The following is a 21,256-nucleotide window of genomic DNA, read 5'->3' on the forward strand; positions in this document are numbered from 1 at the left end:
TCGACAGGACCGTTCGCCCCGTTCGCGCGTCCGACAGGACCGATCCCGGCGCGTCGGGCCGCGCCATCCTGTCGACCGGTGACGACCTAGCGCCCCAGCAGTTCCCAGTCGCCCGCGGCATCGATCGCCCGGATCTCGCTGTCGTCGCCGAGCAGCTCCCAGCGCTGCAGCGAGAACGGCAGGTTGCCGTTCTTCCACACCCAGTCGTGGAACCCGCGTAGCTCGAATCCGGGCCGCTCGGAGGCATCCGCGAGCAGCCGCACCAGTTGCAGCTTGCCGGTCAGGTAGGCCATCGCGAGCCCGGGTCCGCCGAGGTACATCGCCGTCTCGTCTGTCGCGGTCGCGGCATCCATCGGCACCCGACGCACGAACTGGTCGACACCCTCGGCAAACGTGTACTCGCCGACCGCCAGGTTCACGTCGACGACCACTCGCAGCGCGCGCAACCGTAGGAAGTTGTGAATGATCGTGAGCGAGTGCGGGTCGCCGTCGAACAGCCCCGCCTGCATCATGAGCTCTTCGTTGTAGTGGGCGATCCCCTCGTTGGCCGCGGAGTCGTAGTAGTGCCGCCGCACCGGCCGCTCGTGCGCCCAGGCCCGCACGAGCTGCTGGAAGTGCGTGCCCTCGTGGATGATGCCGAGCCGAGGGTCCAGTGCGTTCGCCGCGTAGAAGTAGCCGAGCTCGCCGTCGGGTGCGGGCATGTACGAGGTGCCGTCCTCGCCGAGCCGGTTGACGTCGGTGTGGTCGACCGGAACGCCGAGCCAGGTCAGCCCGCGCAGGTAGGCCGGCACCTCGGCGGTCAGGTAGTGGCCGTGCCCCTCCTGCGAGAGGATGCCGCGGCTCTCGTAGAACTCCCGAACGGCGAGCTCGTCCCGGGCCTCGGCCGCGTGCTGCGCGTCGCTCGTCGCCGCCGGGACCGCGGCTGGCGCGGGCCGGGTGCGGGCCGCGAGCTCCCACGCCACCGCACGGGTGTACTCCTGCTCGGCGGCCGCGACGAGCTGCGCGGGCGACTGGGCGATGAGCGCGACGTGCCGCAGGTACCACTCGAAGCCCTCGCGGCCCACGGGAGTCAGGGCGGGCATGCCCGGCCCGTTTTCGTCGAGCCAGTCGGCGAGAGAGACGAGGGCGGATGCCGCGGGCCCCACGGCCGCGGAGAGGCGAGCCGCGGCATCCGGGGTCACGTGCGTCGCGAGGGCGTCGACCGATGCGCGCAGGTCGGTGTCGATCGACCGGAGGGTATCGGCGGCGACAGCGGCGAGCTCGGCGGCGCCGCCCGCCGTGAGGTTGGCGACGGCCACCTCGACCTGCGCCGGTACCGCGAGCAGAGCGTTCACCAGCCCGGCCTGGCGCTCGGGGGAGAACGGGGCAGGGGGTAGGAGCAGGTCGAAGTACGGCCCGAGGATCTGGCTGGCCGCGAACACGGCGTCGCGCTGCCAGGGCTGGATCACGTCGAGCTCCCAGTGCGCTCGGGCGATCGCGGAGCCGATGAGCCGGTAGTCGACCTGCGCGGCGACGGGCTCGTCCGCGGGGTCGATGGCACGCCACCGGTCGACGAAGCCGCCGAGGGCCGCGCGGCGCTCCTGCACCGACTCGAGCGAGAACCGCGGCAGCCAGAGCGGGTCGTGGGCGATGCGCGGAATATCGTCGGCGCTACGGAAGGCCGTGGCATCGCGCCAGTCCCAGAAGTCACGGGCGAGGAGGTCGATCGTTTCGCTGGTCACGCGTCTATTCTGCGCCGTGGCGCAGACACCGCGGTTAACGCGAAAATCCCCGCCGAAGCGAGGATCTGCGTGACGAAAGTGGTGGCCCCGACCGGCGTCGATCCGGTGACCTCACGATTTTCAGTCGTGCGCTCTACCAACTGAGCTACAGGGCCATCGAGAACCTGAGTCCTCTAGGAAAAATAGCCCACCCTTTCGGATGGGCTATTCAACTTTGCGACCCTGACCGGACTTGAACCGGCGACCTCCGCCGTGACAGGGCGGCGCGCTAACCAACTGCGCTACAGGGCCATGCTATTGAGTTGTTAGTTTTGTGACCCCAACGGGATTCGAACCCGTGTTAACGCCGTGAAAGGGCGCCGTCCTAGGCCACTAAACGATGGGGCCATGCGCAAACAAACTGTCATAGCTACCGAGGGAAAAGCATACGGGTCGTTTGCCCAAACACCAAACTGAGAATCTCGAACCGCTCCGGCGAGGGAAAACCCCGCTGTTCTGCTGACGGATTAGGTTCAATCGTGCATTGAAGCTTTGGCAGGAAGAACGTAGCCTCTTCTCTTGGGGGTAACGAGGCGTCTGTTGTTACTGTTATTGAAGTTGACAGTGTTGCTGGCGTTATAAAGGGCGTCGAGACACGATTCGGGGAAAAATGACCACCTGGCTCCATCGAGCGGCTCAGCGCGCTCTGCCGGCGAAGACCGTGTCGAGCGCGAAGACCGCCGCCGCAACCGCCCGCCGCCGCACGCCCCGGGTCGTCGCCGTGGTGCTCGCCCTCACCCTCGCTGCCGTCGGCACGATCGTCGCCGACAACGCGACCCCGGCCTACGCCGTCGACTACCCGACCTGGCAGGACGTCGAGAACGCCCGGGCCAGCGAATCCGCGACCGTCGCCCAGATCGCCGAGATCACCGCCCTCATCGCGAGCCTGCGCGCCGAAGTCGAGCGCACTCAGGCCGAGGCCGAAGCCAAGGGCGTTCTCGCCCAGGAGGCCGACCAGGCCTTCCAAGAGGCGGCGCTGAAGGCCCAGAAGCTGACGGGCCAGGCGGATGACGCCGAGAAGCTCGCCGCGCAGTCCCAGCAGCAGGCCGGCGAGATCGTCGCCCAGCAGTACCGCTCGGGAAACGGCGACGTCTCCGCCAACCTCTTCGTCAACGCCACCCAGGCCGACGACCTGCTCTACTCCTACGGCATGGCCGACAAGTTCACCGAGCAGACCGCCGGCATCTACCAGAAGGCTCTCCAGGACCAGAACACCGCACAGGCCCTCGCCGACCAGGCGGATGTCGCCCAGAGCCTCCTCGAGGAACTGAAGGTCGCCGCAGAGGCCGCTCTCGCCGAGGCCACGGCCGCCGCCGACGCGGCAGCCGCAGCCGTCGCCGCGCAGGAGGAGAACGAGGCCAACCTCAATGCGCAGCTCACCGTGCTCAGCGAGCGCCGGGCAGCCACCGAGGCCGACTACAACGTCGGCGTGCAGGTGCGCGCCGAGGAAGAGCGCCAGCGCCAGGCAGCGGCCGCCGCTGCCGCCCAGGCCGCTGCCGCCGCCGATGCTGCCGCACGGGCTGCCGCCGCAGCGGCGGGCGCCGTCGCGATCGCCAACACCGGCTGGGCCAAGCCGGCCTACGGCGGGATCACGAGCGGCTACGGCAACCGCCTCAACCCGTACAGCCACGTCTGGCGCCTGCACGCGGGCACCGACATCGGCGCAGCCTGCGGTCGCCCGATCTACGCCGCCTACGCCGGAACCGTCATCTACTCGGGCTGGTACGGCAGCTACGGCAACTTCATCCAGATCGACCACGCCAACGGCATCTCGACGGCGTACGGCCACATCGTCAACGGCGGGCTCCTCGCGAGCGACGGCCAGCGCGTCGAGGCCGGCCAGCTGATCGCCTACGTCGGCACCACCGGCGGATCGACGGGTTGCCATCTCCACTTCGAGACCCGCGTCAACAACGTCGCCACCGACGCCGTGCCCTTTATGCGCGCTCAGGGGATCACCCTTGGCTAGTCCGATCGAGCTCTGATGCACTCGCGCCGTCGCCCGCTGCGGGCATCCGTCATCGTCGTCGCCGCGACGCTCGTAGCCGTACTCGGCACCGCGAGCGCGGCCCACGCCGATCCGGTGTACCCGAGCTGGGACGACGTGCTCGCGGCCCGCGCCAGCGAGGCGGCGACCGCCCGGGAGATCGCGCGCGTGCAGGACTTCATCGACGACCTCGAGGCCGAGGCAACCGCGCTCTCCGTCGACGCGCTCGAAAAGGGCGAGGCCTACAACCAGGCCGCCGAGGCTCTGGCGACCGCGACCTCGAAGGCCGAAAGCCTGCAGGCAGAGGCGGATGCCGCGACCGCGGCGGCGGAAGAATCGGCATCGCAGGCCGGCCAGCTCGTGTCGCAGCTCGTGCGCACCGGTGGCGGCAACATCACCGTCCAGCTCCTCGTCAACAGCTCCGACGCCGACGACCTGCTCTCGCAGCTCGGCACCATGAGCAAGCTCACCGAGCAGTCCGCGCGCGTGCTGCGGCAGGCGGAGACCGACCGCAACACGGCGCAGGCGCTCACCGACCAGGCGACGATCGCCCGTACCGGGCGCGAGGAGCTCGCGGCCGAGGCCGAGGCCGTTCTCGCCGAGGCGAACGCCGCCGCTGCCGAGGCGGAAGAGCGCATCGCCGCCCAGACGGTGACGGCTGACAATCTGACCGCCCAGCTCTCCGCCCTCACCGGCAGTGCCGAGGCTGCCCAGCAGGGTTATCTGAACGGCGTCGCGTTCGAGGCGGCCCAGCGCGCGGCCGAAGAGGCGGCTCAGAACGCGGCCAACCCGCCGGCAGCCACTCCCGCGCCGACGACGCCCGACGCGCCCGGGGCCGAAACCCCGGATGCCGGTACGCCCACACCGAGCGCCTCCCCGACGCCGAGCGCCGAGCCCGTGCCTGAGACCCCCGTTGTCACCCCGCCGGTCGTCGTCGCTCCCCCCGTCGTGGTCGCTCCGCCCGTCGTTGTCGCTCCGCCCGTCGTGGTCGCTCCTCCCGTGGCCGTGCCGGGCACGAGTGGAACGGTCGCCGCCGCGATCGCCTTCGCCGTCGCCCAGCTGGGCGAGCCCTACGAGTTCGGCGGCGCGGGGCCCGGCAGCTGGGACTGCTCGGGGCTCACCAAGACCAGCTACGGATCCGCCGGCGTCTACATCGGCAGCCACGGTGTGACCAGCCAGTACAACACCATGTCGGCGGCGGGGAAGCTCGTGCCGGTCGACCAGCGTGCGGCCGGCGACCTGCTGTTCTACGGCAATGGCAGCGGGCTGTACCACGTGACCATCTACATCGGTAACGGCCAGATGATCGAGGCCCCGCGCCCCGGCGTGGCCGTGCGCATCGTCGGAGTCCGCGGTGCAGACCTGCAGTCCTACGCCGGCCGCCCCGTCTAACTCCCCTCGGTGGTCGAGCAGGGCCGTCTACGGCCCGTATCGAACCCCTCGCCCTTAACCCGAAAACGGCGGCTGAGCGGGCCGCGAACGGTCCCACTCAACCACCGTTGAGGTAGCTAGAAGGCTCAGTGCCCTTCGGCAGCGAGCTTCGCGATGCCGGCTTCGACGATCTCGCCGGCTTCGGCAGCGTCGCCCCAGCCCTCGGTGCGGACCCACTTGCCGGGCTCGAGATCCTTGTAGTGCTCGAAGAAGTGCTCGATCTCCTTGCGGGTGTATTCCGGGATGTCGCTCAGATCCTGGATGTGCGCCCAGCGCGGGTCGGTCGCGGGAACCGCGATGACCTTGGCGTCGGAACCGCCGTCGTCGGTCATGTTGAAGACAGCGACGGGGCGTACCGAGACGCCGACGCCGGGGAAGAGCGGGTAGTCGAGGAGCACGAGAACGTCGACCGGGTCACCGTCGAGGCCCAGCGTGTTCTCGAAGAATCCGTAGTCGGTGGGGTAGACGAAACCGGTGAAGAGCACGCGGTCCAGGTAGACCCGGCCCGTCTTGTGGTCGACCTCGTATTTGTTGCGGCTTCCCTTGGGAATTTCGATGATCGCATCGTAGGCGGCCATGGTTTAGCGCTCCTTGGTTTGTTGATTGCTGCAATAACGTTACTGGATGCAACCATCGCGCCCGAGACTTACCCCGTCCATCGCCGATATCCGGCGCGCGGTGCGCTCGGCATTGCCGGTCCCTGAGCTCGTCGAAGGGCCCGGAAGCGCCGACCCTTCGACAGGCTCAGGGACCGAAGGGCTCGTCCTCGTCGCCCTCTCCGGCGGCCCCGACTCGCTCGCCCTCGCCGCGGCCACCGCGTTCGAGGCACCGCGGGCAGGGCTACGCGCGGGCGCCGTGATCGTCGACCACGGACTCCAAGACAGCTCCGCGGATGCCGCGGCCGCCGCCGCGCGAGCCGCGACATCCCTCGGTCTTGATCCCGTCCTCGTCCGCACCGTGACCGTCGGCACCGACGGCGGTCCCGAGGCCGCCGCGCGCACCGCTCGCTACGGGGCACTCGCCGCGGCCGCCGCCGAGGTCGGCGCGACCACGGTGCTGCTCGGCCACACCCTCGACGACCAGGCCGAGACGGTGCTGCTCGGCCTGGCGCGGGGCAGCGGCGCGACGAGCCTGCAGGGCATGGCGCCTGTGGCCGGTGTCTACGCCCGCCCTCTGCTGGGCATCCGCCGCGTGCAGACCGAGCAGTTCTGCGCCGACTCCGGGCTCGATCCGTGGGCCGACCCGCAGAACGACGACCCGGCGTACACCCGCGTGCGCGTGCGACGGAGTGTGCTGCCGATGCTCGAGTCGGAGCTCGGCCCGGGCATCGCCGAGGCGCTCGCGCGCACGGCCGACCAGTTGCGCGAAGACTCCGACGCGCTCGACCACTTCGCGGAGGAGATCGCCGAAGAGCTCGCCGACATCGCCGAGGCCGGCATCTCCCTGCCGGTGCGCGCGCTCGAGGCGAACCCGCCGGCGCTGCGCCAGCGGCTCATCCGGCTGGCGGTCGCGAGCGAGTTCCACATCGCGCTCAGCCGCGCCCACACGCTGGAGGTCGCGCGGCTGGTCACCGACTGGCACGGGCAGGGTCCGCTCGACCTGCCGGGCATTAGGGTTGAACGGCGCGATGGCCTGCTGATTTTCAGCGCGGCCGAGTCCGGAACATCCCCGGCCTAGAACTACGAACGGAACCACCATGGAATTCAGTGACGTCGAGAACGATATTGCGGAGGTCCTCTACACCGAGCAGGAGATCCACGCCAAGATCGCCGAGCTCTCCCGCCGCATCGAGGTGGATTACGCGGGCGAGAAGGTGCTGCTCGTCGGAGTGCTGCGCGGCGCGGTGATGGTCATGGCCGACCTGGCGCGCGAACTCACCATCCCGATCGAAATGGACTGGATGGCCGTCTCGTCGTACGGCTCCGGCACACAGTCCTCGGGCGTCGTACGCATCCTCAAGGACCTCGACACCGACCTGCACGGCCGTCACGTGCTCATCGTCGAGGACATCATCGACTCCGGCCTCACCCTCTCCTGGCTGCGCGGCAACCTCGAGAGCCGCGGCGCCGCATCGGTCGAAATCTGCGCGCTGCTCCGCAAGCCCGAAGCGGCGAAGGTCGTCGTCGACGTCAAGTACGAGGGCTTCCAGATCCCCAACGCGTTCGTCGTCGGCTACGGCCTCGACTTCGCCGAGCAGTACCGCAACCTGCGCGGTATCGCGGTGCTGGCGCCGCACGTCTACGCGTAATCCGTCAGGTATCCGCCTTCGGCGAACATGCAGCGGCCATCCAGCGCCGAGGCAGTAACCTGACCATACGTTTCTGAGCAGGAAGGTGCTGGGCGTCTCTGCCCGGAACATCATGGATTTCAAGCGAATTTTTCGTGGCCCGATCGTCTATATCGTCGTGGCCATCATCGCGGTCATCGTGGGCTCCAGCCTGCTGACCGGCTCCGGTTTCAAGGAGATCTCGGTCAAGGACGGCCTCGCCCTGCTCGACGGCAACACCGTCGAATCGGCCAAGATCGTCGACGGCGAGCAGCGGGTCGACCTCACGCTCACCAAGGCCGACGGGGACAACGGCAAGCTCGTGCAGTTCTACTACGTGGCGCCCCGTGGCACCGAGGTCGTCGAGGCGATCACCGCCGCCGACCTCAAGGACTACAGCGACGAGGTCCCGCAGACGAACTTCTTCGCGTCCCTGCTCAGCATCCTGCTGCCCTTCCTCATCATCGGTGTCATCTTCTACTTCCTCATCGGCCGCATGCAGGGTGGCGGCTCGAAGGTCATGCAGTTCGGCAAGTCGAAGGCCAAGCTCGTCGGTAAAGAGAGCCCCAAGGTCACCTTCGAGGATGTCGCCGGCGCCGACGAGGCGATCGAAGAACTCGAGGAGATCAAGGACTTCCTGAAGGAGCCGGCCAAGTTCCTCGCCGTCGGCGCCCGCATCCCGAAGGGCGTACTGCTGTACGGCCCTCCCGGAACCGGTAAGACCCTGCTCGCCCGCGCCACCGCCGGCGAGGCCGGAGTGCCGTTCTACACGATCTCGGGTTCCGACTTCGTCGAGATGTTCGTCGGTGTCGGTGCGAGCCGCGTGCGCGACCTGTTCCAGCAGGCGAAAGAGAACTCGCCCGCCATCATCTTCATCGACGAGATCGACGCCGTCGGCCGCCACCGCGGTGCCGGTGTCGGCGGCGGCAACGACGAGCGCGAGCAGACGCTCAACCAGCTGCTCGTCGAAATGGACGGCTTCGACGTCAAGTCGAACGTCATCCTGATCGCCGCGACCAACCGTCCCGACGTGCTCGACCCCGCCCTCCTGCGTCCCGGCCGCTTCGACCGCCAGATCGGCGTCGACGCCCCCGATCTCCAGGGCCGCAAGCAGATCCTCGAGGTCCACGGCAAGGGCAAGCCCCTCGCCAAGGGCGTCGACCTCGAAGTGCTCGCGCGCAAGACCCCGGGCTTTACCGGTGCCGACCTCGCCAACGTGCTCAACGAGGCAGCGCTGCTCACCGCGCGCAGCAACGCCCAGCTCATCGACAACCGTGCCCTCGACGAGGCCGTCGACCGCGTCATGGCCGGCCCGCAGCGCCGCACGCGCCTGATGAACGACAAAGAGAAGCTCATCACCGCGTACCACGAGGCCGGTCACGCCCTCGCCGCCGCGAGCATGCGCAACACCGACCCGGTCACGAAGGTCACCATCCTTCCCCGCGGCCGCGCCCTCGGTTACACGATGGTGCTTCCGCTCGAGGACAAGTACTCGGTCACCCGCAACGAGCTGCTCGACCAGCTCGCCTACGCCATGGGCGGCCGCGTCGCGGAAGAGATCGTCTTCCACGACCCGACCACCGGTGCCTCCAACGACATCGAGAAGGCCACGTCGATCGCGCGCCGCATGGTCACCGAGTACGGCATGAGCTCGCTCGTCGGGTCGGTGAAGCTCGGCCTCACCGCCGGCGAGCCGTTCCTCGGCCGAGACATGGGTGCCAGCCGCGACTACTCCGACGAGGTCGCCAAGACCATCGACGCCGAGGTGCGCGTGCTCATCGAGCAGGCCCACGACGAGGCGTGGCAGGTGCTCAACACCAACCGCGACGTGCTCGACAACCTCGCGAGCGAACTGCTCGAGAAGGAGACCCTCGACCACAACCAGCTGGCCGAGATCTTCGAGGGACTCGAGAAGCTGCCGGAGCGCCCGCAGTGGCTCTCCAGCGAGAAGCGTCCGCTCTCCGACCGTCCTCCCGTGAAGGTGCCCGCAAAGCTTCCGATCGACCCCGAGGTCGTCGACGGCGGCGTGGACTCCGAGCCGCCGGCCGAGACGCCCAAGCGCACCCCGCGTCCGCGCAAGACGCCCGGCATCGCGACCGCCTAAGCAGAAATGGCCGTCGACACCGAACGCATCGAAGCGGCGGTCGCCGAGATTCTCGCCGCGATCGGCGAGGACGTCACGAGGCCCGGCCTCGAGGAGACCCCGCACCGGGTCGCCTCGGCCTACGCCGAGTTCTTCGCCGGACTCGCGGTCGACCCGCTCAGCCACCTGGCCGAGTCGGTCGACCTCGAGCCGGGCGAACTCGGCGAGGTCGTCATCGTGCGTGACCTCGAGTTCCGTTCCATCTGCGAGCACCACCTGCTGCCGTTCATCGGCACGGCCAACATCGCCTACGTGCCGGGCAGCAAGGTCGTCGGTCTGGGCAGTCTGCCCCGGGTCGTCGACACCCTGGCCGCGCGCCCGCAGTTGCAGGAGCGGCTGACCGAGGAGATCGCGGACACGCTCGAGAGCGGGCTGCAGCCACGCGGCATCCTCGTCGTCCTCGACGCCGTGCACCAGTGCGTCACTACCAGAGGCCCCCGTCAGACCACGAGTTCGACGGTCACTCTGGCAAGCCGTGGAGTACTGAGCGAAACTAGTGCACGAGCGGAGATCATTTCGCTGATCGGAGGCGGCCGGCATGAGCACTGACTATCGAACCGGTGAATATCGGGACAGCGACCATCGGAACAGCGATGTCGCGGGTACCGACATGGTGCTGGTGCGACGCACCCCCCGCCCCCGCCCGCGCATCATGGGAATTCTCAACGTCACCCCCGACTCGTTCAGCGACGGCGGCCGGTGGAACACCGTCGACGACGCCGTCGCCCACGCCGCGCTCCTGCACGAGCAGGGTGCCGACCTGATCGACGTCGGTGGCGAGTCCACCCGTCCCGGGGCCGAGCGCATCTCCCCCGACGAGGAACAGCAGCGCGTGATCCCCGTCGTGCGTGCACTCGCCGATCGCGGCATCCAGATCAGTATCGACACCGTCAACTCGGCAACCGCCGTCGCCGCCGTCGAGGCCGGCGCGACGATCGTCAACGACGTTTCGGGCGGGCTGGCGGACGACGAGATGTTCCGCACCATCGCGGGGCTCGACGTCGACTACATCGTCTCGCACTGGCGCGGGCACAGCGCGAACATGGACGAGCTCGCCCGGTACAACGAGGTCGTGGGCGACGTACGCACCGAGATCCAGCGCAGGGTCGCCGAGCTCATCATCTGGGGCGTGGACGAGAAGCGCATCATCGTCGACCCCGGCCTCGGGTTCGCGAAGACCGCCGAGCACAACTGGAAACTGCTCGGCAACATCGACCGCCTCGAGAGCCTCGGCTTCCCCGTGCTCATCGGTGCTTCCCGTAAGCGCTTCCTCGGCGGGCTGCTGCCGGATGACGCGACCCCGGTCGACCGCGACCCCGCGACGGCCATCGTCAGCGCTCTTGCCGCGCAGGCCGGCGTGTGGGGCGTACGCGTGCACGACGTCGAGTCGACCCGTGCTGCCCTCGCCGTGTGGACCGCGTGGGAAACCGGGGCCACCGCGTGAGCGCACCCCTCGACACCATCACCCTGACGGGGTTGCGGGCGTCGGCCTTCCACGGCGTCTTCGAGAACGAGCGACGTGACGGTCAGGTCTTCGTCATCGACGTCGTCGTGCACCTCGACTTCGCGGCGGCGGCGGCCGGCGACGACCTCGAGCTCACGGTGCACTACGGCGAACTCGCCGAAGACGTCGTCGCCGCGGTCGAGCGCGACCCGGTGGACCTGATCGAGACCGTCGCCGAGCGCATCGCCCAGGTCGTGCTCGAGCGCCGTGCCGTGCAGCTCGTCACCGTGACGGTACACAAGCCGAGCGCGCCGATCACGGTTCCGTTCGACGACGTCGCCGTGACCATTACCCGGGCGCGATCGTGAGCGCGGGGCTGTCCGTGAGCGCGGGGAGTTGCTGATGCGCGAACAGCGACTCCGCGTGGAACTCCCCGCCGTGCTGTCGCTGGGCAGCAACCTGGGCGACCGTGAGGCGACGATCCGTGCCGCCGTCGCCGAGATCGCCGCGCTCGACGAGGTCGTCGTCATCGCGGCATCCTCGCTCGTCGAATCGGCCGCGGTCAAGCTCGACGGTGTCGACGAGGAGGCGCCCGCCTATCTGAACGCGGTCGTCGCGATCCGCACCAGCCTCGACCCCGACGAACTGCTCAGCGCGATCAACACCATCGAGCACGACCACGGCAGGGTGCGCGACGTGCGCTGGGGCGACCGCACGCTCGACATCGACATCGTCGACTTCGGCGGGCTCCGCATCGACACCGACCGGCTCACCCTTCCCCACCCCCGCGCGGCAGAACGCGGATTCGTTCTCGTGCCGTGGCTCGAGATCGAACCGCTCGCGAGTCTGCTGCGGCACGGCCGGGTCGACGCCCTGCCCGCGGCCGGGCTTGACGACGTGCACCCCTATCCGGCGAGGCCTCTCCTGTGACCAGAACCCGACCCTCCCTCCTCGTCGCCGTCGCCCTGCTGGGCGCCGCGCTCGGTTGGCTGCTCGAGACCGCGCTCGTCGCGAGCGGGCGGGCGACGTTCATCCCTCCGGTCACGCTCGCCGCGGCCCTCGCCCTCATCGCCGTGATCGTCGTCGTGATGGCGTTGCCGGTATTCCGCGTCGTCCGGGGCACAGCGAAGTCGCGCATCGACCCGTTCTACGCGACCCGCGTCGTTCTGCTCGCCAAGGCCACGAGCATCACCGGCGCGTTGCTCGGCGGAGCCGCCGTCGCGATCCTCGTCTACCTGCTCACCCGGTCGGTCACCCCGCCGACCGCCTCCCTCGGGCTCTCCGTCGCCACCGTCGTCGCCGGCGTGCTGCTGCTCGTCGGCGGGCTCGTGGCCGAGAAGATGTGTACGCTGCCCCCGAGCGACGACGACGACAGCACCCACCTCCCCGCGAGTCAGGACCACGTGTGACCGACAGGCTCGACCTCCCCGAAATCACCTGGCGCCGCGTCTCGCCGCGCTACATCGTCGTCGACGTCGTCGGCTACATCGTCTTCGCGGTCATCATGGTCGGCGCGGGCTCCGCGGTCGCCTACTTCGTGGGCATCAGCTGGCTCTGGTTCGTGGTCGCCGCCATCGCGGTGGTGTTCGTCGTCACCATCGCGCTCACTCCCCGCCGCGTGCGGGCCATCGGCTACCAGTTACGCGACGACGACGTGCTGTTCCGCCGCGGCATCCTGTACCAGCGTTTTGTGGCCGTGCCCTACGGGCGCATGCAGCTCGTCGACATCAACCGCGGGCCGCTCGACCGCCTGCTCGGCCTCGCCGAACTCAAGTTCGTCACGGCCGCCGCGGCAACCGGTGTCACCATTCCCGGCCTGCCCGAAGCCGATGCCGAGGAGTTGAGAGACCGCCTCGTCGCCCTGGCCGAGAGCCGCAGGGCCGGGCTGTGACCACGTTCACCGACGGCGAGTGGCACCGCCTGCACCCGCTCACCCCGCTGCTGCGTGGCGGCATCACCTTCGTCGCCATCCTCGGCATCATCATCGTCAACCTGCGCGACATCTTCATCGACATGTTGTTCGGCGGCCGGGGCGGCCAGAGCGAACCGCTGGTCTGGTTGTACGAGAGCGGCTACCTCGGACTCGGCATCCTCGCCGTCGTTGTGGCACTCGTCGTCATCGTCGTCGTCTACTACCTGTCGTGGCGCATGAACACGTTCCGCATCACCGACGAGGTCGTCGAGGTGCGCAGCGGTGTCGTCTTCCGTCGCAACCGCAAGGGACGCCTCGACCGCATCCAGGGCATCAACATCGCCCGCCCGTTCTTCGCCCGCCTGTTCGGCGCAGCCCGCCTCGAGGTCAACGTCGCCGGGCAGGACGCGAACATCAAGCTCGACTACCTCACCTCCGGGTCGGCCGACGAACTGCGACGCGAGATCCTGCGCCTCGCGTCGGGCACGAAGGTGGCGGCCGCGGTCGCCCAGGTCGAGGCAGAAATACAGGGGGCGGATGCCGCGGGCCAGCCGATCCCGAAGGGCGCTGCCGTCTCGCACCTGATCGACCAGCGCGTCACCGAACTGCTCGCACCCGAGCGCGATCCCGACCTCGCCCCGCCCGAGTCGGTCGTCACGATGCACCTCGGGCGCCTCATCGGGTCGCTCCTGCTCAGCGGTTTCACCCTGTTCGTGATCGCGCTGATCGTCGGACTCGGCTGGGCGGTCGCCGCCACCGGCTCGTTCCTCTTCCTCATCGGCGTGCTGCCCACCATTATCGGAACCGGCAGCTTCTACGTCTCCCGCTTCACCCGGTCGCTGCGCTACAGCATCGCCGGAACACCCGACGGCGTGCGCATCGGCTTCGGACTGCTCTCGACCAGCAACGAGACGCTGCCTCCCGGCCGCATCCACTCGGTGCAGGTCACCCAGCCGCTGCTCTGGCGTCCGTTCGGCTGGTGGGAGATCAAGGTCAACCGCGCCTCGACCTCCTCGGCGAAGGGTGCCGCGGGACAGGCCAACACCACGATCCTGCCGGTCGGCAACCTCGACGACGTGCGCAAGGTGCTCGCGCTCGTGCTTCCCGACCTCACCGACGTCGAGACGGTCGCGCTGCTCGAACGCGGCATGATCGCGCGCGGTGCGACCGAGGGGTTCACGAGTTCGCCGCGCCGCGCCCGGGTCTGGCTCTGGTTCTCCTGGCGCCGCAACGGTTTCGCCATGCTGCCCGGCGCCGTCGTGCTCCGGCAGGGAGCGGTCTGGCGCCAGCTCACGATCGTGCCCGAAGCGCGCATGCAGAGCGTCGGCATGCACCAGGGCCCGGTCTCCCGGTCGCTGCGGCTCGCGTCTCTGCGCGTGCACACGGTCGCCGGGCCGATCGTGCCGTCGCTGAACGGTGTCGACAGCGTCGAGGCCGTGCGGTTCTTCAGAGACGTGGCGGATGCCGCGATCCTCTCCTCCTCGATCGACACGAGCCACCGCTGGCGCGCCGCCGAGTCCCCGCAGCCGGTTGAGCCTGTCGAAACCCCCACCCCCGAAAGCCTCCGCGAATGACCACCTCACGCTCCGGCCGCCTCGGCGTCGGCATCATCGGCGCCGGACGGGTGGGCCCGGTCCTCGGCGCCGCGCTCGCCGGCGCCGGCCACGCGATCGTCGGCATCTCTGCGACATCCCAAAGCAGTATCGACCGCGCGGAAGCCATGCTCCCGGGCGTGCCGGTGCTCGAGATCCCCACGCTCATCGAGCGCAGCGAACTCGTGATCCTCGCGGTCCCGTCCGACCAGCTCGAGTCGCTCGTCGCCGGTCTGGCCGCGGTCGGCGCCTGGCAGCCGGGGCAACTCGTGCTGCACACCGCACCCGGGCTCGGCACCGCCGTGCTCGCCCCGGCGATGGCGGCGGGCGCGATCCCGCTCGCGGTGCACCCCGCCATGGTCTTCACCGGCACCAGCCTCGACCTCGTGCGTCTCGCCGAGAGCTACGCGGCCGTGACGGCGCCGACGCCCGTGCAGCCGATCGGGCAGGCGCTCGTCGTCGAGATGGGAGCCGAGCCGATCATCGTCGCGGAGGCCGACCGCGCGGCGTACGCCGAGGCGATCGAGACCGCGACGAGCTTCTCGACCGCGATCGTGCAGCAGGCGGTCGGGCTGCTCGACGGCCTCGGCATCGACGCCCCGGGGCGCTTCCTCGGCCCGCTCGTGCGATCCTCGGTCGAGACCGCGCTGCAGGGTGTCGCGACGCCGCCCGAGCGCTTCCTCGAGTAGCTACAGCGTCTCGACCAACCGGAACCGCTCGAGCACGACGGCGGTGTCGTCGTCGACCGTGAACGCGTCGTCACCGAGGTAGGCGCGCATCGGCTCGCTGTGCCAGTAGCGGTCGTGTGCGGTGCGCCACTCGGCGACCGTCGTGTAGCCCTCGCCCTCGTCGACCGCGTGACGCAGGTCGACGTCGGCGAGCCGAACGACCTCGACCGCCGTTGTTTCGATGACGGCGACGGGCTTGTCGTCGGAGTCGATCACCGTCTGCCGGGTGCCGACCGCGGGCAGCGGCTCGTCTTCCACGGAATACTCGACGAGCGTCGACGTGGTCGAGGTCTTCGACCCGTCGAGGATCGCGGCGACGAGCTTGTCGCGCAGCGGGCCGGGGAAGGCGAACTCGACGACGGGGTATTCGGAAGACATGCATCGAGCGTACGGGCCGTCGTCACAGCCGCAACCCCGCGAGTACCATCGATAGTCGGCCATCCGCAGGTGGCCGCGAGTCAAGCACCAGGGAGTTCCACCGTGTCCGTCACAGTCGTCGAGACGATCGAAGAACTCCGCTCCGCGCTCGAGGGCCGCACCGTCGCCCTCGTCCCCACCATGGGCGCGCTGCACGACGGGCACCTCGCGCTCGTCACCCGCGCGACCGAGCTCGCCGAGACCGTCGTCGTCTCGATCTTCGTCAACCCGCTGCAGTTCGGTCCGAGCGAAGACCTCGACCGCTACCCCCGCACCCTCGCCGACGACCTCGTGAAGCTCGAAGCGGCGGGCGTCGAGTTCGTCTTCGCGCCATCCGTCGCCGAAATGTACCCGGGCGGCTCGAGCGAGACCAAGGTGACCGCCGGCGCGGTGGGCACCATGTACGAGGGCCGGTCGCGCCCCGGACACTTCGACGGCATGCTCACCGTCGTCGCCAAGCTGCTCGGCATCGTGCGCCCGCGCTTCGTGCTCTTCGGCCAGAAAGACGCGCAGCAGGTGTTCCTCGTGCAGCGCATGACGGCCGACCTGAACATCGCGACCTCGGTGGAGGTCGTCGAGACCGTGCGTGAAGACAACGGTCTCGCGCTCTCCAGCCGCAACCGCTTCCTCGACGACCGCGAGAAGCGCGCGGCCCTCGCGCTGTCGACCGCGCTCGAGGCCGCGCAGTCGTCGGGCGACCGCGGCATCGACGCGGTGCTCGCTGCCGCGCAGTCGGTGCTGATGGGCGAGAACCTCGTGCTGCTCGACTACCTCAGTGTGGTGAACCCGGCCACGTTCCTGCCCGTCGACGACGACTACCGCGGCAAGGCCCGCGTGCTCATCGCCGCCCGCGTCGGCGACACCCGCCTCATCGACAACGAGCTCATCCACCTCGGCGGCTAGTTCGCGCGCACCCCCGGCTACCATGGAGCGTTGACCACCAGCAGCACCAGGAGACGTAGTGACTGAGCAGAACGCCGAACTGACCGCCGAGGAACAGAGCGAACAGAAGCTCATCCGTCTGGCGAAGCGCGAGCGGCTCATCGCCGAGGGCGAGGCCTACCCGGTCTCGGTGCCGGTCACCACGACCATCGCCGCGGTCCGCGAGCGCTACGAGAACATCGAGACCGACTCCACCACGGGTGACATCGTCGGACTCGCCGGCCGCATCGTCCACTCGCGCAACACCGGCAAGCTCTGCTTCGCGTCACTGCAGGCCGGCGACGGCCAGCGCATCCAGGCCATGGTGAGCCTCGGTGAGGTGGGCGAGGAATCGCTCCAGCGCTGGAAGGATCTCGTCGACCTCGGCGACCACGTCTTCGTCTCGGGCGAGGTCATCTCCAGCCGCCGCGGCGAGCTGTCGATCATGGTCAAGGACTGGCAGATCGCCGCCAAGGCGATCCTGCCCCTGCCCAACCTGCACTCCGACCTCAGCGACGAGGCCCGCGTGCGCAGCCGCTACCTCGACCTCATCGTGCGCGAGCAGGCCCGCTTCGTGGTCAAGGCCCGCGCGGCCGTGAACGCGTCCCTGCGCGACACCTTCGCCAAGCACGACTACCTCGAGGTCGAGACCCCGATGCTGCAGACGATGCACGGCGGCGCCTCGGCCCGCCCGTTCGTCACGCACTCCAACGCCTTCGACACCGAGCTCTTCCTGCGCATCGCGCCCGAGCTCTTCCTCAAGCGCGCCGTCGTCGGCGGCCTCGACCGGGTCTTCGAGATCAACCGCAACTTCCGCAACGAGGGCGCCGACTCGACCCACTCGCCCGAGTTCGCGATGCTCGAGGCGTACCAGGCCTACGGCGACTACAACCAGATCGCTGACCTCACGCAGGAAATGATCCAGAATGCGGCCATCGCCGTGAGCGGGTCGATGACAGTGCAGTGGGCGGATGGCACAGCCTTCGACCTCGGCGGTGACTGGGACCGCATCTCGATGTACGAGTCGCTCTCCGAAGCCTCCGGCATCGAGATCACCCCCGCGACCAGCCTCGACGACCTCAAGGCGCTCGCCGAGAAGGAGGGCGTCGAGGTCCACCTCGCGAACCACGGCAAGTACGTGGAAGAGCTGTGGGAGCACTTCGTCAAGGATTCGCTCGTGAAGCCCACATTCGTCATGGACTTCCCGATCGAGACCAGCCCCCTCGTTCGCGCACACCGCTCCAAGGCCGGCGTCGTCGAGAAGTGGGATCTCTACATTCGCGGCTTCGAGCTGGCCACGGGGTACTCCGAGCTCGTCGACCCCGTCATCCAGCGCGAGCGCTTCGTCGAGCAGGCGCTGCTCGCGAGCAAGGGCGACCTCGAGGCCATGCGTCTCGACGAGGAGTTCCTGCGCGCCCTCGAGCACGGCATGCCGCCGTCCGGCGGAATGGGCATGGGCATCGACCGCCTGCTCATGGCGATCACGGGCCTCGGCATCCGAGAGACGATCCTCTTCCCCCTCGTCAAGTAGCAACCCCAGCGGGTTGAGCCGGTCGAAACCACACGCCTCGAGCCTGTCGAACCCTCCCGGCTTCGACAGGCTCACCCCGCTGTCAGCCCCGCGGCTTCAACCGCACCCCCGGCAGCTCCGGCGCGGGCAACGGCCGCCCCGGATACCCGGCCACGACGCCGAACCGTCCGTCGTCGCGGGCGCCGGCTACGACATCCGCCTGCCATTCGGTCCTGAAGCGCACGACCTCGTCGTGCGTGCGGCCGATGAAGTTCCACCACATGATGATGCTCTCGCCGAAGGGCGTGCCGCCGATCAGCAGCAGGCGGGCACCCTCGGGTCCGGCGACGAGTCGAAGAGTGGATGACGCGGGCGCCCGATACGCGAGATGCCCGAGCGGCACGTCCTCGCCGTCGACCGCGACCGAGCCGGTGTCGAGCAGAACACCGTGCTCGAACGCCGCGTCCACGGGGAGGTCGACCGAGGCGAACGCGGGCAGATCGATCTGCGCCCCGACGATCGGGCTGAAAGCGAGAGCGGGGGAGGTGCTGCCCAGCAGCGACCCGAGGAATACGCGCACGGTGGCGCCGTCGAAGTCGAGTGCCGGCGGTGCGTAGTGCTCGAACGCCGGCGCGGTGTGCCGGGTCGCGTCGGGCAGCGCGAGCCACAGCTGCGCGCCGTGCAGCACGGTCGTGGCGTCGGTCGACACCTCGGAGTGCGCGATGCCGCTGCCCGCGGTCATCAGGTTGAGTTCGCCCGGCCGCACGAGCGCGTGGCTGCCGACGCTGTCGCGGTGGTCGATCTCGCCGGCGAACAGCCAGCTCACGGTCTGCAGCCCCGTGTGCGGGTGGGGTGGCACGACCATTCCGCCGCGCTCGGCCACGAGGTCGGGGCCGTAGTGGTCGACGAAACACCAGGCGCCGATGAGCGACCGGGACCGCTGGGGGAGGGTGCGGCGCACGTTCATCGCGCGCGGCCCGCCGAGCGGCACATCGCGCGGTTCGAGCAGCTCGATGCGGCCTGCGGGCCTCGGCCCGGCCTCCTCGAGCAACTCGAGGGGCTCCTTCTCCAAGTTGCTCATACGAACAAGCGTAAACTCATGCCTCATGAGCGATCTGAAACTTCCCGACGACGGCAAGAAAAAAGAGACGTCGTTCGCGCGCATCGCGATCTGGATCGCCGTCGGCGGCGTGGGTGCGTACTTCCTCGTCACCGGCATCGTCGGCATCATCGCGAACGGCTAGGGCCATGAACCGCAAGACCTCGCGCCTGCTGACCACTGTCGGCCTGCTGGGAATCATCATTGTGATCGCCGTCATCACTCTCGTGCGCTGACCATACGAAGTACTCTGTACCCGTGCTCGAAAACTTCTGGGCGAATGCCGCCTACTCCCTCGCTCCGACCATCCTGGTCGGGCTCATCTTCTGGTTCGTCATGCGGGCCATCGTCCGAGCCGACCGTACCGAGCGCAAGGTGTACGCCGAGATCGAGCTCGAAGAACGCGCCAAGTTCGAGGCGGAACGCGCTGCACAGCAGTAGTACAACCGGAAGGATATCCCATGGGATTCTTTGACCGACTGTTCGGAACCAACAGCGACGACACCGCTTCGCAGCGCCAGGCTCAGCCGGCGCAGGGTCGGCAGTCCCAGCGCAGCGACGACGAGATCGCGGTCGAGCGCTACCGCTACCTCCTCCGCACGGCTCCGCCCGAGACGATCGAGGGCGTGCACCGCGAGGCCTTCTCGAAGCTCACCCCCGAGCAGCGCGAACTGCTCTTCACCGAGCTGAGCAAAAACGCACCCCAGGGTGACGCGCCCCGCTCGAGCGACGCGGCGGCACTCGCCACCTCGGCCACCCGTTCCGAACTCCGCCAGCCCGGCACCATGGAACGCTCCATGGGCGGCGGCGGAATGGGCTTCGGCAGCATGGTCGCGAGCTCGCTGCTCGGCACCGTCGCCGGCTACGTCATCGGGTCGGCTCTCGTGAGCGCGTTCCTCCCGACAGACACGGGCAGTGCAGATGCGAGCGGTGAGGATGCCGCGGCCGACGACACCGCAAGCGCCGACTCCGCGGATGCCTCCGCCGACGGTGGCGGAGATTTCGGCGGTGGAGACTTCGGTGGCGGAGACTTCGGCGGAGGCTTCGACTTCTAGCCCCGCACCAGCAACTCCCCCACCTCGCACTCCAACGCATCGCAGATCGCCGACAGCGTCGAGTACCTGATCGCCTTTGCCCGGTCGTTCTTGAGCACCGACAGGTTGACGATGCTCACCCCCACCAGCTCGCTCAGCCTCGTGAGCGTCATCCCTCTCTCGGCCAGCAACTCGTCGAGCCGGCAGTGGATGCCGGTGTCGTCGTCCCCCATCAGACCAGGCCCTCGGTCTCGCGGCTGAGGCGGTCGCCGTAGTAGAAGGCGCTCGCCACCACGAGCAGCGCGAACCCGAACCCGATCGGCGCCGGATCCACTGTCAGGATGAGCGGCCAGAACGGGTCGGTCTCTTCCCCGCCCGGTCCCAACTCGAGCGCGACCTGCCAGCGGCCGAACCCGCCGAGGAACTGCCCGACCAGACTGCCGAGCGCGAGGACGCTGCCGGCGATGCTGAACGCGATGCTCAAGGACCGCACGAACGGCATGGCCTTGAGCAGTCGCCATGCCAGGTAGACAAAACTCAGGGCTACGGATGTCGCGGTGACCACTCCGAGCATGTCCGACGCGATCAGCAGAGCGGTTGTACCGCCCGTCAGATTGGTGACGGCGACGAACGCGCTCTCGTAGTTGCCGCGAAGCAGGAGTGCCGCACCCGTATCGGCCTCCGCCGGCAACGGGGTCTGCACGCTCATGGTGAGGAAGTGCGTTCCGGTAGTGAGCGCCTGCACCACACGCGAGGTGCCGCCCACGAGTGAACCGAGCGCGACCAGGCCGGCCCCGCCGAGGATGATCCAGATTCCCACCCGGTCCCACTTGCCCCAGGGGGCGACGACGGGCGAGGGTTCCTGCGATGATCCGCGTGCCGACATGGGCGGCTCCTAACGATTGTCGATAACAACGATTATCGTTAACCTAGGGTCCATTCCCATTGTCGTCAAGGCGTCCCTCTCACATAGACGCTGGGCGAACGGGGTATGGCCACCGTTGCGACACGC

24 protein-coding genes and 3 tRNA genes are annotated in these 21,256 nt (G+C 68.9%); 18 read left to right on the forward strand and 9 right to left on the reverse strand.

The features are described from left to right. Window positions 1–86: 86 nt before the first annotated feature. The 4 genes from HD599_RS17640 to HD599_RS17655 all read right to left on the reverse strand — a co-directional run bounded on the left by HD599_RS17640 (window position 87) and on the right by HD599_RS17655 (window position 2,108). Entirely contained in the window at window positions 87–1,721 is a 1,635-nt protein-coding gene (locus HD599_RS17640) for a DUF885 family protein (protein WP_184240055.1), read from the reverse strand. A gap of 79 nt (window positions 1,722–1,800) precedes the next feature. After that, a tRNA-Phe gene (locus tag HD599_RS17645) sits at window positions 1,801–1,876 on the reverse strand. Window positions 1,877–1,938: 62 nt separating this feature from the next. Next, window positions 1,939–2,012 (reverse strand) — tRNA-Asp (locus tag HD599_RS17650). 23 nt (window positions 2,013–2,035) lie between these two features. Then, a tRNA-Glu gene (locus HD599_RS17655) sits at window positions 2,036–2,108 on the reverse strand. Window positions 2,109–2,370: 262 nt separating this feature from the next. Between HD599_RS17655 and HD599_RS17660 the strand changes: the two genes are divergently transcribed. Then, a complete protein-coding gene (locus HD599_RS17660) occupies window positions 2,371–3,729 on the forward strand; it encodes a M23 family metallopeptidase (protein ID WP_184240057.1) in 1,359 nt (452 codons plus the stop codon). Window positions 3,730–3,744: 15 nt separating this feature from the next. Next, entirely contained in the window at window positions 3,745–5,139 is a 1,395-nt protein-coding gene (locus tag HD599_RS17665) for a C40 family peptidase (protein WP_184240059.1), read from the forward strand. Between the two features lie 125 nt (window positions 5,140–5,264). On the opposite strand, the gene HD599_RS17670 is transcribed toward HD599_RS17665, so the two are convergent. Beyond that, the gene (locus tag HD599_RS17670; RefSeq protein ID WP_184240061.1) at window positions 5,265–5,756 is read right to left on the reverse strand and encodes an inorganic diphosphatase; all 492 of its coding nucleotides are present in this window, start codon (window positions 5,754–5,756) and stop codon (window positions 5,265–5,267) included. 46 nt (window positions 5,757–5,802) lie between these two features. Between HD599_RS17670 and tilS the strand changes: the two genes are divergently transcribed. The 11 genes from tilS to HD599_RS17725 all read left to right on the forward strand — a co-directional run bounded on the left by tilS (window position 5,803) and on the right by HD599_RS17725 (window position 15,224). Next, complete coding sequence (gene tilS, locus HD599_RS17675) at window positions 5,803–6,855, forward strand: tRNA lysidine(34) synthetase TilS (RefSeq protein ID WP_184240069.1); 1,053 nt, start codon at window positions 5,803–5,805, stop codon at window positions 6,853–6,855. A 19-nt stretch (window positions 6,856–6,874) separates the two neighbouring features. Next, window positions 6,875–7,426 (forward strand): hypoxanthine phosphoribosyltransferase, encoded by a 552-nt coding sequence (hpt, locus tag HD599_RS17680; protein WP_184240071.1) that lies wholly within the window; start codon window positions 6,875–6,877, stop codon window positions 7,424–7,426. 112 nt (window positions 7,427–7,538) lie between these two features. Continuing rightward, a complete protein-coding gene (gene ftsH / locus HD599_RS17685) occupies window positions 7,539–9,548 on the forward strand; it encodes an ATP-dependent zinc metalloprotease FtsH (RefSeq protein WP_184240073.1) in 2,010 nt (669 codons plus the stop codon). Window positions 9,549–9,554: 6 nt separating this feature from the next. Then, window positions 9,555–10,136: a GTP cyclohydrolase I FolE gene (folE, locus tag HD599_RS17690; protein ID WP_184240075.1), complete on the forward strand. Its 582-nt coding sequence runs from the start codon at window positions 9,555–9,557 to the stop codon at window positions 10,134–10,136. Then, window positions 10,126–11,031, forward strand: a complete 906-nt coding sequence (folP, locus tag HD599_RS17695) for a dihydropteroate synthase (RefSeq protein WP_343062151.1) — start codon at window positions 10,126–10,128, stop codon at window positions 11,029–11,031. Before folE ends, folP begins: the two co-directional genes overlap by 11 nt. After that, window positions 11,028–11,399: a dihydroneopterin aldolase gene (gene folB, locus HD599_RS17700; protein ID WP_184240077.1), complete on the forward strand. Its 372-nt coding sequence runs from the start codon at window positions 11,028–11,030 to the stop codon at window positions 11,397–11,399. The genes folP and folB overlap by 4 nt, the downstream gene beginning before the upstream one ends. Window positions 11,400–11,433: 34 nt before the next feature. After that, the gene (gene folK / locus HD599_RS17705) at window positions 11,434–11,961 is read left to right on the forward strand and encodes a 2-amino-4-hydroxy-6-hydroxymethyldihydropteridine diphosphokinase (RefSeq protein WP_221420543.1); all 528 of its coding nucleotides are present in this window, start codon (window positions 11,434–11,436) and stop codon (window positions 11,959–11,961) included. Further along, complete coding sequence (locus HD599_RS17710) at window positions 11,958–12,440, forward strand: DUF3180 family protein (protein ID WP_184240079.1); 483 nt, start codon at window positions 11,958–11,960, stop codon at window positions 12,438–12,440. The genes folK and HD599_RS17710 overlap by 4 nt, the downstream gene beginning before the upstream one ends. After that, the gene (locus HD599_RS17715; protein ID WP_184240087.1) at window positions 12,437–12,922 is read left to right on the forward strand and encodes a PH domain-containing protein; all 486 of its coding nucleotides are present in this window, start codon (window positions 12,437–12,439) and stop codon (window positions 12,920–12,922) included. The genes HD599_RS17710 and HD599_RS17715 overlap by 4 nt, the downstream gene beginning before the upstream one ends. Further along, window positions 12,919–14,517: a PH domain-containing protein gene (locus tag HD599_RS17720; protein WP_184240094.1), complete on the forward strand. Its 1,599-nt coding sequence runs from the start codon at window positions 12,919–12,921 to the stop codon at window positions 14,515–14,517. The genes HD599_RS17715 and HD599_RS17720 overlap by 4 nt, the downstream gene beginning before the upstream one ends. Next, a complete protein-coding gene (locus HD599_RS17725) occupies window positions 14,514–15,224 on the forward strand; it encodes a Rossmann-like and DUF2520 domain-containing protein (protein ID WP_184240096.1) in 711 nt (236 codons plus the stop codon). The genes HD599_RS17720 and HD599_RS17725 overlap by 4 nt, the downstream gene beginning before the upstream one ends. Here the strand turns inward: HD599_RS17725 and HD599_RS17730 are convergent, their stop codons facing one another. Next, window positions 15,225–15,641 (reverse strand): ASCH domain-containing protein, encoded by a 417-nt coding sequence (locus tag HD599_RS17730; protein ID WP_184240098.1) that lies wholly within the window; start codon window positions 15,639–15,641, stop codon window positions 15,225–15,227. It abuts the gene before it with no gap. A gap of 102 nt (window positions 15,642–15,743) precedes the next feature. On the opposite strand from HD599_RS17730, the gene panC reads away from it, so the two are divergent. Beyond that, window positions 15,744–16,583, forward strand: a complete 840-nt coding sequence (gene panC, locus HD599_RS17735) for a pantoate--beta-alanine ligase (RefSeq protein WP_184240100.1) — start codon at window positions 15,744–15,746, stop codon at window positions 16,581–16,583. 58 nt (window positions 16,584–16,641) lie between these two features. Then, window positions 16,642–18,132 carry a lysine--tRNA ligase gene (gene lysS / locus HD599_RS17740; protein ID WP_184240102.1) on the forward strand — a complete coding sequence of 497 codons (1,491 nt, stop codon included), beginning with the start codon at window positions 16,642–16,644 and terminating at the stop codon, window positions 18,130–18,132. Window positions 18,133–18,214: 82 nt separating this feature from the next. Here lysS and HD599_RS17745 read toward each other — a convergent pair whose 3' ends face one another. Continuing rightward, window positions 18,215–19,192, reverse strand: a complete 978-nt coding sequence (locus HD599_RS17745; RefSeq protein ID WP_184240104.1) for a pirin family protein — start codon at window positions 19,190–19,192, stop codon at window positions 18,215–18,217. Between the two features lie 25 nt (window positions 19,193–19,217). Here HD599_RS17745 and HD599_RS17750 point away from each other — a divergent pair, with 25 nt between their 5' ends. The 3 genes from HD599_RS17750 (at window position 19,218) to HD599_RS17760 (ending at window position 20,265) form a co-directional block, all read left to right on the forward strand. Continuing rightward, window positions 19,218–19,355, forward strand: a complete 138-nt coding sequence (locus HD599_RS17750; RefSeq protein ID WP_184240106.1) for a hypothetical protein — start codon at window positions 19,218–19,220, stop codon at window positions 19,353–19,355. Between the two features lie 113 nt (window positions 19,356–19,468). Beyond that, window positions 19,469–19,651 (forward strand): hypothetical protein, encoded by a 183-nt coding sequence (locus HD599_RS17755; RefSeq protein WP_184240108.1) that lies wholly within the window; start codon window positions 19,469–19,471, stop codon window positions 19,649–19,651. A gap of 20 nt (window positions 19,652–19,671) precedes the next feature. Beyond that, window positions 19,672–20,265: a hypothetical protein gene (locus HD599_RS17760; RefSeq protein WP_184240110.1), complete on the forward strand. Its 594-nt coding sequence runs from the start codon at window positions 19,672–19,674 to the stop codon at window positions 20,263–20,265. Here the strand turns inward: HD599_RS17760 and HD599_RS17765 are convergent. After that, window positions 20,262–20,477: a helix-turn-helix domain-containing protein gene (locus tag HD599_RS17765; RefSeq protein ID WP_184240112.1), complete on the reverse strand. Its 216-nt coding sequence runs from the start codon at window positions 20,475–20,477 to the stop codon at window positions 20,262–20,264. The two genes, HD599_RS17760 and HD599_RS17765, sit on opposite strands and share 4 nt — an antisense overlap. Beyond that, window positions 20,477–21,130, reverse strand: coding sequence for a hypothetical protein (locus tag HD599_RS17770; RefSeq protein WP_184240114.1), 654 nt, complete (start codon window positions 21,128–21,130; stop codon window positions 20,477–20,479). Before HD599_RS17770 ends, HD599_RS17765 begins: the two co-directional genes overlap by 1 nt. Window positions 21,131–21,256 lie beyond the last annotated feature (126 nt).

The organism is Conyzicola lurida (assembly GCF_014204935.1).
Classification (GTDB): domain Bacteria; phylum Actinomycetota; class Actinomycetes; order Actinomycetales; family Microbacteriaceae; genus Conyzicola; species Conyzicola lurida.